This window comes from Levilactobacillus sp. (genome assembly GCF_022646225.1).
In the GTDB taxonomy this organism is placed as follows: domain Bacteria; phylum Bacillota; class Bacilli; order Lactobacillales; family Lactobacillaceae; genus Levilactobacillus; species Levilactobacillus suantsaiihabitans.
Genome location: NZ_JALCJA010000004.1, coordinates 153,996 through 168,125, shown reverse-complemented (window position 1 = coordinate 168,125; position 14,130 = coordinate 153,996). Strand labels below are relative to the sequence as shown.

Annotated in this window: 11 protein-coding genes; all 11 read right to left on the bottom strand. The window is 50.7% G+C overall.

What is annotated here, in order from left to right; all coding sequences use genetic code 11:
* Positions 1-300 precede the first annotated feature (300 nt).
* The 11 genes from LKH74_RS07680 to LKH74_RS07635 all read right to left on the bottom strand — a co-directional run bounded on the left by LKH74_RS07680 (position 301) and on the right by LKH74_RS07635 (position 14,125).
* Complete coding sequence (locus tag LKH74_RS07680; protein WP_287708152.1) at positions 301-906, bottom strand: ATP-binding cassette domain-containing protein; 606 nt, start codon at positions 904-906, stop codon at positions 301-303.
* Positions 906-2,918, bottom strand: coding sequence for a hypothetical protein (locus tag LKH74_RS07675; protein ID WP_287708151.1), 2,013 nt, complete (start codon positions 2,916-2,918; stop codon positions 906-908). Before LKH74_RS07675 ends, LKH74_RS07680 begins: the two co-directional genes overlap by 1 nt.
* Before the next feature lie 101 nt (positions 2,919-3,019).
* Positions 3,020-3,397, bottom strand: a complete 378-nt coding sequence (locus tag LKH74_RS07670; RefSeq protein WP_287708150.1) for a hypothetical protein — start codon at positions 3,395-3,397, stop codon at positions 3,020-3,022.
* Between the two features lie 517 nt (positions 3,398-3,914).
* Positions 3,915-4,001, bottom strand: coding sequence for a putative holin-like toxin (locus LKH74_RS11960; protein ID WP_225428680.1), 87 nt, complete (start codon positions 3,999-4,001; stop codon positions 3,915-3,917).
* Positions 4,002-4,106: 105 nt separating this feature from the next.
* Positions 4,107-6,158, bottom strand: coding sequence for an alpha-glucosidase (locus tag LKH74_RS07665; protein WP_287708149.1), 2,052 nt, complete (start codon positions 6,156-6,158; stop codon positions 4,107-4,109).
* A 10-nt stretch (positions 6,159-6,168) separates the two neighbouring features.
* Complete coding sequence (locus tag LKH74_RS07660) at positions 6,169-7,494, bottom strand: hypothetical protein (RefSeq protein ID WP_135367621.1); 1,326 nt, start codon at positions 7,492-7,494, stop codon at positions 6,169-6,171.
* 3 nt (positions 7,495-7,497) lie between these two features.
* A complete protein-coding gene (locus LKH74_RS07655) occupies positions 7,498-8,166 on the bottom strand; it encodes a transaldolase family protein (RefSeq protein ID WP_135367622.1) in 669 nt (222 codons plus the stop codon).
* A gap of 17 nt (positions 8,167-8,183) precedes the next feature.
* Entirely contained in the window at positions 8,184-9,614 is a 1,431-nt protein-coding gene (locus LKH74_RS07650) for a glycoside-pentoside-hexuronide (GPH):cation symporter (protein ID WP_287708148.1), read from the bottom strand.
* Positions 9,615-9,626: 12 nt separating this feature from the next.
* Positions 9,627-10,994 (bottom strand): aldehyde dehydrogenase family protein, encoded by a 1,368-nt coding sequence (locus tag LKH74_RS07645; RefSeq protein WP_287708147.1) that lies wholly within the window; start codon positions 10,992-10,994, stop codon positions 9,627-9,629.
* Between the two features lie 1,071 nt (positions 10,995-12,065).
* Positions 12,066-13,025 (bottom strand): ABC transporter ATP-binding protein, encoded by a 960-nt coding sequence (locus LKH74_RS07640; RefSeq protein ID WP_287708146.1) that lies wholly within the window; start codon positions 13,023-13,025, stop codon positions 12,066-12,068.
* Positions 13,025-14,125, bottom strand: coding sequence for an ABC transporter ATP-binding protein (locus tag LKH74_RS07635; RefSeq protein ID WP_135366754.1), 1,101 nt, complete (start codon positions 14,123-14,125; stop codon positions 13,025-13,027). The genes LKH74_RS07640 and LKH74_RS07635 overlap by 1 nt, the downstream gene beginning before the upstream one ends.
* Positions 14,126-14,130 lie beyond the last annotated feature (5 nt).

The following is a 14,130-nucleotide window of genomic DNA, read 5'->3' as shown; positions in this document are numbered from 1 at the left end:
TTTTAACCACACATTTTTACTAACGAAATTCCCGGGCAATTGGTCACCCCTTGCTGCCTAGTTTCATGAAATTCTTAACCTTTCTAAGAATTCGTCATTACAAAAAAGGGCAACACGATAGTTTAACTATCATGCACCCTTAAGGATTATATAGTAAAGGCAGATTAAACCACCTGCCCTACAGATAGTACTCTAGTCTCTCGTGATAATCGGCACGCTTGTGCACCATTCTGAGAAGCCTTACACCACTTCATCAACCAATTAAGTACCACGAATGTTTACTACTATCTGCTTGTAATCTTAGCTCAGATGAACAATCTCATCAGACTTTGCCAACACAGACTGAGAATGAGTTGCAACGATGACTACCTTGCCCATCTGAGCAAAGTTCCTTAGACTATCCAAAACTATATTTTCATTCTCAGCATCTAAAGCCCCAGTCGGCTCATCAGCCAAAATTATCGGCGGATCTTTTAATAACATTCTAGCTAATGCAACACGTTGGCATTCGCCGCCAGACAATGTAAAAACCTTTCGCTTCAAGTAAAATCCATCTAAACCAAACTGCTTTAACGCTAACTCTAATTGTTCTAAACCATACTTTTTCGTAATCATTAGGTTAGATTTTACTGTCTCATCATCAATGAGTGCGTAGTTTTGAAATAGATACCCTAAGTAATCACGCAAATAACGACGATTGTTAATATCACTAATGTTCTGACCTCGAAAGTGAATCGTTCCACTATCTAAGTTCTCTAAGGTGGCAATGCAATTCAACAACGTTGATTTACCGGCACCCGATGCACCTGAAATTGCATAAATTTTCCCCGGCTCAAACTTCAGGCTCAGGTCCTCGAAAATTTGGTGGTCATTAAAAGCTTTGGCTGCCATTGATATTTCTAACATTAGTTGTCTCCCTTCAGACTAGCCCCAATGTGCATAACATTTTTCTTGGATTTAACGTAGAAAATCAAAAACGTAATGAGAGAATCGACAAGATAATACACTGATGTAAGATGCAAGCTATGACTAACAATCAGACTAAGCATCCATTCACTAATGATCAGTGCAGCTAAAACTAGTCCAAACCTATAGTGCGTTTTCAATAAGGACTGCCCCATTAGCGTGCGTATTGCATGAGTGCGCTGATAGATTCCAAAGTAGAGAGAACATGCCAATACACATTCAAAAACAAACAACCCAATCATTAATCCTAAAATAATTGATAGCTGCATCACTTTTGACTGTTGCTCTTGATATATTTTACTAGCGTAACTCTTAATATTGGTATATCCCCCAATATGTTTGTACATCCCCAAGGATACCAACTTTCGGTTAAGCTTGTGGTAATCGGTAAAACTAAAGGCATTGTTAGACATCATGGCATTCCATAAACGGTTGGCATCTGAGTTTGACCCGTTGAGTGATTCCGGCGAAACAACAATAATTACTGGATCTGGAACACTGCTTGCATAATATCCCATATCTAAACTCGCTGGATTGTAGGTCAGACGATTTTGATTATTCTTGACCAAGTGGACTGCCACCTTGGCATTTCCATCTTTAAACATATGACTTAGTCCCATCTGCTCTACATATTTTTGGGTCAATCTATTCGCCTGATTTTTCAACTTTTCAGGAAATAAGAAATGTGTTACAGCATCGTTTGCATTAAACGACATTTCATTTCCATGCCCATCCATCACATGATTGAGTCTGAGGTATTCCGCATTTACAACTAAAACATTTCCACCGTTATAGTAATCCGAATAATCATTGAAGTTTAAACGCCCGGAGCCTTCCGCACTATTATAACCAGCATAATTCGAAATTAAGCCGTGATGCTTAGATGTCCATTCCACTAGCTTATAGGTTTGCTTATCTTCTGTATCCTGCTCCTCACTAGTAATATTCATGGAAAGACTTGGGCTATAACGTTCTTGTAATTTTGACCAAGTTGAAACTTGGCCCTTGATTTCCTGATTAGTAATTAGCTGTTGTCCCAAGGTCAATAATGAAGCAAGAATTATAACTTCAGTTATAGTTTTTACGACTAGGACGATGACTAAGGTCAATCGGTTCTTAGCCGAGCCCTTTATTGTTGGTAAAATAGTGGCTCTATTATAGGACCAAGACCAGATAATTCCAGCAATTAGGTAAACGATTAATTGGGTCGCATATAGTATTAAGGCAAAATATGTCACTAACCAGACTACTCCCCAATGATGTGTTGAAAACAACACAATGAGATTGATACTATAAGCTACGATATAACCAGAAAGGAATACAAGCTGATCTTTAATAAACCGCTTCTTAAAGATAGTTAGTTTGCTCACACCTTGTAAATACATAATGTTGGAAGCTCTCAACGCCTTAAAATTGAAAACAATCAAGCTTAAAAACAAAAGTAGCAGTATCAGTTCTAAAAAGACGTCAAAATAATTATCTTCAAGAAAATCACTTACTTGCCAATTCCAATTATCAGAACTTCTCTGAAAAGATAACCCTAAGCGATTGAGTTCTTGGCTGACGATTTTTTGGTTAACATCTCCAAAAACGTATAGCGGGTATCGAAGATCGCTAGTCAAAAATTCAGAATGAGTAGCCATATCCGATTTTATTACTTGGCTTTTTGAAAAATGATGAGACTTACCCAAAACATAGTAGGCTTGACGAGTTTTGGTACCAACCTTTGGAACCGAGAACTCTTTAACAATATTAATGTTATTCTTATTAGCAAATGTTTCTAGGTTTTTGTTTATCTCATCCGATGTAAACTTGTTTGAACTCGCAGTAATATTAAAAGGCTTTCTTAAACTGGAAATTCCATGAGAACTCACTGACTGCCCAAAACTGAACAACAATAAGCCAAAACAACTAGCAACGATTACAAACACAATATTCCGAATTTTGGTCATTTTAACTCCTTGATAAAAGGCTTGGTAGAGCTTACCAAGCCTTCATAATAAAAATACTTGATGGGGGTCAGTGAAGATTGGATGAAATCAGGTTAAAAGGATTAGTCTAAGTTGTGCATAACCGTAATACCTTCAGTATCTGCACTACTCTTCCCGCCTAAGTATTTGTAGTTATAGCCGGTCCTATTATGGTGCTTTGTTTGAACAGTTCTTGCAATGGATGCCTGATTAACATATGCCCAAGGACCCGTTCGACGACCATTGTTACCCGGTTGATCATTGTTAGCAATAGCATACGTCTTGTACCGTGAGCTAGTCGTATCCGTTTCTGAGATAACGTGCTTACCATCCATTGTTGAATAGTGTAATCCCCAATTATATCTACCAGCCAAGGCCGCATGAGCGGTGGTAGCCCCTAGAGTAGTGATGGCCATTAAAGCAAGGCAGCTACGTTTGATGATCTTTGCATTTAGTTCCATTGTGAAACCTCCTGTTGCTTTTTATCGACAGTTTACCCTGTCGATAAAGTTAGATTATCATATTCGTTGCAGACGTTCAACGCCAAATGATTCGTGTATTACACGAATATTAACAAATTTATACTACGAATGCTGCTACAAGTGGCTTAAATACGAAAAATCCAGGATTTTCAATCACTTAAAATTTATTTTTTTGTACAAATATTATTTCTGTTATTATTCACTATTCAGGATAGTTAACGCCGCCATTGCAGCGTTTAAAGCGTCTTCAAACTGATTTTAATAAATGAAAGATCTTTAGACAGACAGTCTCTTTTTTTGACGTCTTACAATTGATGCCACATTAAAAAAACATTTGTTAAGCCTTCTGTTTAGTCTTCTGTCCAAAATGTGCTATATTAAGGCCATAGCAAAGGCCGGCGCTGGAACACCGGCCTTGCAAGCCGCTTTGTGAGCGGAGACAGTTACGACAAATGAGTCGCCCGACTATCAGAGTAGTGAGGGGCGGCTTTTTGAGTTACCGACGATTGCCGTGATGACGGTCGACTAAAATCATCAATGTGGCGAATGCCAGCATCAATGACAGTGTGTCAAACACACTCATAATCCGCGAAGCCTTTCCTTAAGCAAAAAAGCCCCCCACACGCAAAAGCACCTACCCCCAGATTATCGGGTAGGTGCTTTTAGTCGTTTACTTTTACATTAAATCTCAGTCCTGAAACCCCGCAAACAGGTTCGCAAAGGTACTGTCGGCGCGGTAGAACACCGGAGGCATCCCCACTGGTGCCGCGACCGTGACCGTCTGGTGGCCGTCGAAACGCTCGCCGCTCCAGAGATGGCACCACTCGCCACCTGGCAAGTAAAGCGTCCGGTCCGTTTGATTTGGCGCTAAGACCGGCGCTACCAGCAGGTCACTGCCTAACGTGTAGCTGGTCTGATTTTCCCAGGTCTGTGCGTCTTCTTCGTCACTGAGGAGCAGTGGCCGCATCACCGGCAATCCGGTGGCTGTATTTTCCTGCATGACCGCGCGCAGGTACGGTGCCAAACGTTGGTGGACCTGTGTCAAGCGCGCCACCTGCCGCATCGTGGCGAAGTCGTCGTAGTACTGGAAGTTCTCCGCTGGCCGGTTGCCTTCGTGGGTCCGCATAACCGGCGTGAAGGCCCCGAGTTCCAGCCACCGTAGCCACAGTTCCTTGGTGCGGTCGTTGCCAAACAGGCTGGTGTAGCCGCCGATGTCCGGGTGATTCAACCCGTTACCGGTCAGTCCCGACGTCAACATCCCCGTCAACGCGGACGGCAAGCCATCGTCGGGGGTCCAGTCGACACTTTGGTCCCCCGCCCATAATAGCGGCGCATAGCCTTGCGTGCCGGCACCGCCAGCGCGGAAGAACGGCACGACCTCACCCAATTTACCGGTGTGCTCGAGCGCATCACGGTTGAGCTTGGCCCACAGCACCGGCCACTGGTTGTGCGCCAGCATCGGGTCGGCCTTGCCGTAGAGCTGGACGTCCGTTGGCAAATACTCACCGAAGTCGGCCATCCACCCGCTCATGTCAAAGTCGATCAGTCGCTGTTCCACGATGCCTTGATACCAACTGTAGGCCGCAGGATTCAAGAGGTCCACGACGCCACAGTTGAACTCGCCAAAGTCGACCAGATAGACGCTGCCATCGGCTTTGGTCGCCAGGTAACCGGCGTCCTTGGCCGTTGCAAACAGCGGTCCGTCGTCGACCACGTATGGGTTGATGTAGCCGAGGAACCGAATCCCCTGTTGGCGCCACTCCTGGATCAATTGGTCCAAGCCCGGGTAAAACTCTTGGTCCCAGTGCCAGTCCCAGTGCAGGCGTTTACCAAAGCTGGTGATCAGCGGACCTTCCCAGTCCTGGAGCCACACGCCCGCAACCTTGATGCCGGCGCGTTGGGCGGCTGCGACGCGTTGGCGAACCACCGCCGTGCCGCCCTGCAGACCGAGCACGATGCCGTCGCCCAGCCAGTCGGGCAAGACGGGTTGGGTGCCGAACCAGTCCTTGGTCAGCCGGACTAAGCCTGCCAATGTCGGCGCCGTGCCCAACCAGACCGCCGTCGGAATCGCCCAGGCACTGAGCTCCGTGAAGCGCTGATCAGTGAAATCCAACACCGCGTAGGCCGACGTTTCCAGGTGGACCAGTTGATGCCGGCTGGTCAGATACGTGGCCTGCGGGTAGTTCGAGGTGTAGTAGTCCCCGCCCCCGCCATTATTGCGGTCGGCGGCTTGGGTGATGGCCGTTTGCTTATTGCGGCCTACCCCGGGCTCAGAGGTCCAAATTGGAAATTTCCGGCCGGCCAGGTTCAGGTAACTCATCTGTTCCCCGCCGCCGTAAAAGCGGTCGCTAGGTTCGGCCACCAATCGCAACCAAAAACGATTGAGTTTGCCGGCCAACGCCTGAAACTGCAGCCGCCAGCTGTGATTGACGTAACGCAGGGTCACGCGCAAATAGCTGGGACTGTCGATGGCTGGCGCCAAGTCCAGCGTCGCCGAGTTCAGCGTGCTAGTCAGGTCTTTGACGTAGGGCAAGTCGATGCGTTCGACCTGCGTATCGCGCAACTGGAAGTTTCCCTGGTTCATTTTCACTTGGCTGTGACCATCCCCCACCGCAATTGCGGGGTGTTGGCGCGTGCTGTGCAGACTGGCGTCGGGTTGATGGGCCCACCGTAACGACCAGTCGTCGCGCACGGCTTCGTCACGCACAGTTAAATGGTCACCGTCTAAACAAATTTGCATGGGTTACCTCCTAATACTGGGTCACCGGCAGCCGGAGCCATTGGCCCAACCACTTGATGGCCGTGGTGTAGTCACCGTAGACCAGGGCAAAATGAGATTCGGCCCCACTCTGCGCTAAATCGTCGACCAATTCAGTGATAGGCAGGTCGACTTGGACCTTGCCGGAAAAGCCATTGTATTGGTTTTCGACCGGCAACGCCTTGCCGTGAATGCTGATCAAATGGTAGCCGTCGGTGTCGTAGTGGACCCGCAGTAAAGTGACTTCGCCGGGCTTTAAGGAGCCGTCGACACTGACGCCGATCTTGCGGTTCGGGTGCACGCCCGCCGTGGCCGGATAATCCGGGTTAGCCAGGTCGTATGGCCCGTAATCGTGCCAAATGGTCAAACTGTTGTCGGTCTCATCCAACCGGCACAGGTCGCCCAAGAAGACGGGGTGTTGGTGCCCGTTCAAGGCTTGCAACGCGTACATCGAAACGGCCCCGTGAATGTCGCCTTCCTCGGCCACTGGCGTCTTTTGATTGGTCAGTTGTGAGAAGACGCCACCGGGAGCGCTGTCGAATTTGTCAAAGAAATCAGGCCAGCACCGCGAAGCAATGGCACCCAGCCCATCGGCGTGCACGTGGTCTTGCATGACCGTCACGTACTGAGCCATCTTGATTGCCCGGGGATCAGCCGGATCTAAGTCCTTCAAATGGTCCTGGGCATAGGTCAACTGATCGGCGTATGCGGCCGGCGCCAATTTGCTGGCCGCCTTAAAGGCCTCGTCGATGCTGTAATGCTTCAAGGACACGCCGAGTTGGTCGCGCAGTTCTTGGGGATTGGTCCCGGAGAAGTTGAAGCCAGGTGGGAACGTCCCCACCACACCGACCGTCAGCTGTTGCAGGTCGTGGTAAGCGTCAACCGAGCTGATAAATTGCCGAACGGCCGTCGCCCCAGCAGCCTCGTCGACCCCACCAATGAATTGTTGGTAGACTTGGCCGTGCATGTGCAGGTAGTTGGCCGTGCTCAACAGGCCGGTCATGGCGTTGAGATGCAGCCAACCGTGCACGCTGGGTTCCTTTTCGATTAGTAATAAAATTGGGACCGAGTAGCGCTTGACCAGTTCCGTCACGAATTCTTGGCCGGTGAAGGTCAGTTGCTGGAAGATGATGGCCGTGGGTTCTTCGGCGAGGTTCTCAATGAAGGCCAACAGCTCATCTGGTTCGCCTAAGGGCGCATCCGGGGCCACGATGTCGGGCGCAATCAATTGGAGCGTGGCCAGCGTGGTTTCAAACCGTTTTTGGGCCAGTTCGGCGTCGAATTTCCGCCGGACGACTGGAATATAAACAAGACTCATGGCCTACGCCTCCTTTGGGGTGTTGTCCCACGCATCTTGGAACCGCTTGAGGCCCAGATCCGTGTATGGGTGATAGAAGCTGTCGCGGTAAACGTCCAAGCCGGCCGTCACGATGTCGGCACCAGCCTTGGCTGCTTCCACGATTTGGTGACCGCTACGGACCGCGGCAACAATGATTTCCGTGTCGTAGCCGTAGTTGCGGTAGATCTGGGCGATGTCTTTGACGTAGCCCATGCCGTCTTCACCGTTCAGTTCCTTCCAGTTGACAAATGGTGAGGCGTACTTGGCGCCAATCTTGGCGGGCATGATGGCTTGCGCGGCGGAGAAGATCAGTGTCACGTTGGTACGAATGCCCTCTTGTTCCAAGTGCCGAGCGGCAATGATGCCATTTTCCGTTGCCGGAATCTTGATGGCAAAGTTATCGGACTTTTGATGAATCTTTTCGGCCATGGCAATCATGTCGGCCGATTCAGTCAGATGCGGATTGATTTCGATTGAGATGGGGAAATCGGGCTTGTCGGCCGCAAAATCCGCCAAGTTTTGCACGGCCACCATGAAGGGTTGACCGCTAGCTTGGATGTGCTTGGGGTTCGTGGTGACCCCGTCGATCCCGTAATTTTCGTAGGCATAGGTAATTTCGTCCATTTTGGCACTATCTAAAAAATATTTCATGGTTCACAGACATCCTTTCAATCTTTAACTGTAGTTGCTTCAACGACAGCGTCCTTATCGCGGCGCTTCAATAATTGCACCAAGACCTCGTGGTAGCGCTTTTCAGTCAGCGGGTAGAGGTAGTGCATGATGATCACGGTCATGATGGCCATGGCGGCTGAGTAGAAGAACATCAGTCCGCGAATCCCCAACAAGGCCGTGGCCGTCTGTTGTTGGTTCGGCACGTAGCCAACCCAAGTCAAGATGATCCCAGGAACGAAGCCGGCAATGGCTTGAGAAAGCTTCCGGAAGTACGTGAAGGCCGAGTAGACCATCCCTTCGGAACGAATCCCACTTTGCCATTCGCCGTATTCCACACAGTCGGAGACCAGCGCCCAGTTCAACGCACTGGTAAAGCCGTTCCCCAGGTAAGCGATACTGGTGAAAATGACCAGGAGTACGGTGTTGCTGGCAAAGAAGAATCCCAAAATATCGGCGGTAGCCCAGATGATACAGCCCATCGAATAAACGGTCTTCTTGTCAAAGCGCTTGGTCAACAGTGGGACCAGGGCAACGGCGACGAAGACCATCCCGATACTGAAGAAGCCCAGATACGAAACGGCCGTGTTGTCCTTCAAGATGTATTCACAGTAGTAGACCTGAACGGCTAATTTTAAGTTAAACGCCGAGAAAGTAAACAGGTTCACGATACATAGCGTGACCAGTGGCCGGTTCTTCAATAAGGCCTTGAAGCTCTTCTTCAAATCTTCCTTGGTGGCCTTAGGCTTCGGCGCTTCCTTGTAGACTTCCTTGATGTTGAAATAAGAGATCCACTGGCAGGCTACCCCGACGACAGCAAAGCCAATGACCGCGACCGTGTAGCCTTCGTGGTCGGTCGGCAACATGTTGACGATGGGCATGAACCCAATCGTCGCTAGCATCAGCCCCAGGTTGGAGCCGGCTTGCCGAAATGAGGCCAATTCGGATCGTTCCTGACTGTTACGCGTCATCGTGGGAATCATGGAGCCGAAGGGCACGTTGGAGATCGAGTAGACGGTCCCAAAGATCATGTAGGAAACGTAGGCCCAGATCATCTTACCGGTGACTGAGAAGTCCGGTACCGAGAAGTTGGCGATCAGCAGTAAAGCCAACGGAATCGCGGCCCAAAGAATGAACGGCCGGTATTTCCCCCGGGGCCCAATGTTTTGGCGGTTATCGATCCAAGTCCCCACGCTCATGTCCATGAACGCGTCCCAGACCTTGGCCACCAGAAAGACGGTCCCCGCTAAGGCTGCGGGCAGCTGTAAGACGTCGGTGAAGTATTTCAATAAGTAAAGTTGCCCCATGTCAAACAGGAAGTTGTTCCCAACATCCCCGATGGCATACCCCAGCTTGTTACGCAGGGTCGTGGTCCGTGGAGCGACCTCTTCAGTAAATTCTTTCGTGGTGCTTGCGGCATTATCACTCATTTAACCGCCTCCTTATTTTGGATACACAACGATTTTGGCATTCATAAATTCCATGATGCCCAGATCGCTCATTTCACGGCCGTAGCCTGAGTTCTTGACGCCGCCAAATGGCAGTTCTGGAATCCCGGTCGACCCCTTGTTGATAAAGACTTGCCCGGTCGCCATCCGACTGGCCACGCGGTGTGCGCGGTCTTCATCCGCAGAGAACACGGCCCCCGCCAGCCCAAATGGCGTGGCGTTGGCAATCTTCACGGCTTCGTCATCGGAATCGACCACGTATAACTGGGCCACGGGGCCAAAGAATTCTTCTTGGCTGGCCGGATTGTCGGGCGTGATATCCCCCAGTAAGGTCGGCATGAAGCCGGTCGCCTCACCAGTCGGGCCCCCCGCCACAATTGCGGTTGCCCCGTGTTGCACGGCATTATCGACCTGTTGGGCCAGCTTTTCTTGGCCGCGCTTAGACGCCAGTGGTGCCAGCGTGGTCTTGGGATCCATCGGGTCGCCCACGACCTGCGCGGTGAAAATACGCTTAAGCCCCGCAACAAATTCGTCGGCGACTTCGCGGCGGACGATGAACCGCTTGGCCGAGGTACACGTTTGCCCCGAGTTCCGTAACCGGGAAATGGCGGCTTCCTTGATGGCATTGTCCATGTCCGCATCGTCTAGGATCAGGCAGGCATCGCTACCACCGAGTTCCAGCGTACTCTTGGTCAGGTTTTGCCCCGCCAAGCCCGCGAGTTGCCGGCCCACGGGTTCGGAACCAGTAACGGCCAGGCCTTGGACCCGTGGATCCGCAATCACTCTGGCCACCTGGTCATGGGTCAAGCAGAGGTTTTGGAACGCCCCCACTGGCATACCGGCCTTGCGCGCGGCGTCTTGAATCAACGCGGCACATCCGGCAACGGAGCTGGCATGCTTCAAGATGACGGGGTTACCCGCCAAGTAATTGGGCGCCAGCACCCGAATCACCTGGGTGTACGGGAAGTTCCAGGGTTCCACGCTCATGATGATACCCGTGGGCGCGTATTCCAGTTGCGCGTGGGCATCGTTTGGCCCATAGACGTACGGCTTGGGGGTCAAGAAAGCTTCCCCATGATTGGCGTAATACCGCGTAATGTTGGCGGCGGCATGGGATTCACCTTGCCCTTCTTTAAAGAGCTTACCCATGTTGTGGGCCGCCTCTTCGGCGAATTTATCGGCTTCATCGTCAAAAATCTGCGCGAATTTTAGCAAATGTTGCGCCCGTTCATAGCGGGTCGTCGGTTGTTCCTCAAAGTATTTTGCGCTCGTGGCCAGGGCCTGGTCGACCTCGGCATCAGTTGCGTCCGGGTAAGACCGGTATTCAGCGCCGGTCATTGGATCGATTACACGGTAAGACATAGCAGACACCAATCCTTTCAAAATTCGAAACTACCTCCATTATGCAAGTCGAATTTGTGAAAATTGTGAAGATAAATCCAATATAATGTTAAGGTATCTTCACATTTGCTTAGGGAAACTTATCGCTGGCTTAATGGAAACCTAATGTAAGCTTAAATGGCGGTTTAACAGGATGTAAGCGTTACATAAATAAGCAACCAGTGAACGGGTCAGGCTCTGAACTTTATGCAAAAGCCGAACCATCCCGGTCGATTCATCGGGCAGATTGTGCACGAATTATTTTGCTGGATAACCAGTCGCTGCTTGCGGACCTGGCCGCCAACCACACCGGACAGCCAGGGCGAACCCAGAGACGAGCCCGCGGCCTGTCTGGAACCGCGGCCCGCGGCTCAAAGACGCCAACCCCTTCGAAACGCCCGCGGCCAAGCGCATACGGAACACCACTTACGACAGTATTTGTGCATATCCGCAGCAAGTGGCGCACGCTTCAGCTATGTAAAGGCGGCCCCCACAACCAATGCGTTGTCTCGGCGCAAAAAAAAGCGAGGACCCACAGACAGTGACTGTCTACGAATCCTCGTTCCGTTTTATTCAGTTGAAAGTTGAAGATTGAAAGACGAAGATCAGCTGAAACTACTGTATCACGTCCTCATGGCGTCAAAAGTAGTCGTTTTCAGCCTTACAATGCAAACTGATTGCCTACCGTTCGCCAAGGCAATGCTCACCAGTAACAGTCGTCTTACAGATAGTAGCTGCATTAACGACTAGTCTTTCATTAACACAATGTTGCGGATAGCCGTCAATCTTGCCGGAGGCAGCCAGGGTGGAGCCAGCTGTGTCGGCGGTGTTGGCTGAGGTTTTGTCTCAGCCTACAGCGCGGGACGACTTGGAAGACTGACGGTTTTTGCCAGGCTTTCAAGCGAACCGGAAGACCGCTTCTCAGGCTGGAGGTGTTCCCCAGAGCAGGCGGAACCCTGGCTGACGCAGGCGCCTGGTTTCATCAATTCGAGTGGACAGAACACCGTCATTACGGCAATCAGCGCGCTAATTTCACTTTCAACCTTCAGTCAGTTACTTGTGAATCAGCGATGCTTCGTGCGCGCGTTGGGTGTACATGTCAATTTCATCATCAGCGGCGCGGACCCAGTGACGGGGCGCGATTTCGACCAGCTTGCGTTCCTTGCCGTCGTTTTCGCCGCTACCGTCGTAGGCAATTTCTTCCCGAGTCCGTTCGAACTCAGGATCAGGAATTGGCACCGCGGACAGTAAACTCTTGGTGTAGTCGTGCAGCGGGTGGGCGTAAATCTCGTCGGAGTCGGCGATTTCTAGCATCCGGCCATAGTGCATGACACCGATGCGGTCGGAGATGTACTTGACCATCGACAAGTCATGGGCGATGAACAGGTACGTTAAGCCTTGTTCACGTTGCAGCTTCTTCATCAGGTTGACGACTTGGGCTTGAATCGACACGTCCAATGCGGAGATCGGTTCATCGGCGATCACGAACTTGGGATCCACGGCCAAGGCCCGGGCAATCCCGATCCGTTGCCGTTGCCCACCAGAGAATTCATGGGGGTACCGACTGGAGTGGTCCTTGTTCAGTCCAACCGTTTCTAGCAAGTCTTCCACCTGCTTAGTCCGGTCGGCATCGTCTTTGGCCAAATGGTTGATGTCGATGCCTTCCGCCACGATATCCTTAACCTTCATCCGTGGATTCAATGAGGCGTACGGGTCTTGGAAGATCATTTGCATGTCTTGACGGAATTCCCGTTGGTCATCCTTGCTTCTGAAGTTATCCACGTTCTTGCCGTTGAATAAAATCTCACCGGACGTGGGTTCATACAGATGGATGATGGCCCGGCCCGTCGTGGTCTTCCCAGAACCGGATTCACCAACGAGCCCAAACGTTTCCCCCTTGTAAATGTCAAAGGAAATATCATCGACCGCGCGAACCTCATCGGCCTTGCCCACGTTGAAGTACTGTTTGAGGTGCTTGACCTCGAGGATTTTTTCGGCATTTTCGTAATCCATTATTGCTGTTCCTCCTGTTCTTCAACTGGGACGCTTGGCCGTTGCTTAGCGACCAAGTCTTTTTGCATAGCGGCGTACTTCTTTTGCCGTTCCACGATTTGTTCCGGTGGGGTCACCTTGGGTGCATCCGGATGGAGCAACCAGGTCGCCGCATAATGCGTATCGGATACCTTGAAGAACGGGGGTTCCTGTTCGGTATCGATCTTTAGCGCATAGGCGTTCCGGGCAGCAAAGGCATCCCCTGCTGGCGGATCCAGTAAGTCTGGCGGTGTCCCGGGAATCGATGGCAACTCGTCACCACTGGAATCCAGCGTTGGCATGGAGCTCAACAGGCCCCAGGTGTACGGGTGCTTAGGGTTGTAGAAGATTTCGTCAACCGTCCCGTATTCCACGATCTTCCCGGCGTACATGACGGCCACCCGGTCAGCCATGCCGGCCACAACACCCAGGTCATGGGTGATGAAAATGATCGACGTGGAGATTTTGTCTTGTAGTTCCTTCATCAAGTTCAGGATCTGAGCTTGAATCGTCACGTCCAAGGCGGTCGTTGGTTCATCAGCAATCAGAATTTCGGGGTAGTTGATCAACGCAATCGCAATCACGATTCGTTGCCGCATCCCCCCAGAGAATTGGTGCGGGTAATCATTGATCCGGTTTTCCGCATCCGTGATGCCGACCAACTTCATCATTTCCAGCGCCTGCGCCAAGGCCTTTTCTTTCTTCATGCCCTTGTGGACCATCAACGGTTCGGCGATTTGCTTACCGATCCGCATGGTGGGGTCCAGAGACGTCATTGGGTCCTGGAAGATTTCGGCAATATCTTGGCCCCGAATGCTTTCCATTTCCTTGTCGCTTTTCTTCAGCAGGTCTTGGTCCTTGTAGAGGATCGACCCACTGGTAATGTCTGCGTTACGGGCGTTTAAGCCCATGATGGTCCGGGTCGTCACTGACTTCCCAGAACCAGATTCGCCGACGATGGCCAGGGTTTCACCCTTACGGAGGTCAAAGCTGACGTTCCGAATGGCCTTAACGTCACCGGCATACGTTTTGAAATTAACCTGCAGGTTGCGTACTTCCAAAATATTTTTTTCGTTTTCCATGACGT

What these genes read in the sequence shown, in the direction of transcription:
- LKH74_RS07680 (WP_287708152.1), bottom strand. Translation starts at nt 906, where the DNA reads ATGTTAGAAATATCAATGGCAGCCAAAGCTTTTAATGACCACCAAATT.
- LKH74_RS07675 (WP_287708151.1), bottom strand. Translation starts at nt 2,918, where the DNA reads ATGACCAAAATTCGGAATATTGTGTTTGTAATCGTTGCTAGTTGTTTT.
- LKH74_RS07670 (WP_287708150.1), bottom strand. Translation starts at nt 3,397, where the DNA reads ATGGAACTAAATGCAAAGATCATCAAACGTAGCTGCCTTGCTTTAATG.
- LKH74_RS11960 (WP_225428680.1), bottom strand. Translation starts at nt 4,001, where the DNA reads ATGAGTGTGTTTGACACACTGTCATTGATGCTGGCATTCGCCACATTG.
- LKH74_RS07665 (WP_287708149.1), bottom strand. Translation starts at nt 6,158, where the DNA reads ATGCAAATTTGTTTAGACGGTGACCATTTAACTGTGCGTGACGAAGCC.
- LKH74_RS07660 (WP_135367621.1), bottom strand. Translation starts at nt 7,494, where the DNA reads ATGAGTCTTGTTTATATTCCAGTCGTCCGGCGGAAATTCGACGCCGAA.
- LKH74_RS07655 (WP_135367622.1), bottom strand. Translation starts at nt 8,166, where the DNA reads ATGAAATATTTTTTAGATAGTGCCAAAATGGACGAAATTACCTATGCC.
- LKH74_RS07650 (WP_287708148.1), bottom strand. Translation starts at nt 9,614, where the DNA reads ATGAGTGATAATGCCGCAAGCACCACGAAAGAATTTACTGAAGAGGTC.
- LKH74_RS07645 (WP_287708147.1), bottom strand. Translation starts at nt 10,994, where the DNA reads ATGTCTTACCGTGTAATCGATCCAATGACCGGCGCTGAATACCGGTCT.
- LKH74_RS07640 (WP_287708146.1), bottom strand. Translation starts at nt 13,025, where the DNA reads ATGGATTACGAAAATGCCGAAAAAATCCTCGAGGTCAAGCACCTCAAA.
- LKH74_RS07635 (WP_135366754.1), bottom strand. Translation starts at nt 14,125, where the DNA reads ATGGAAAACGAAAAAAATATTTTGGAAGTACGCAACCTGCAGGTTAAT.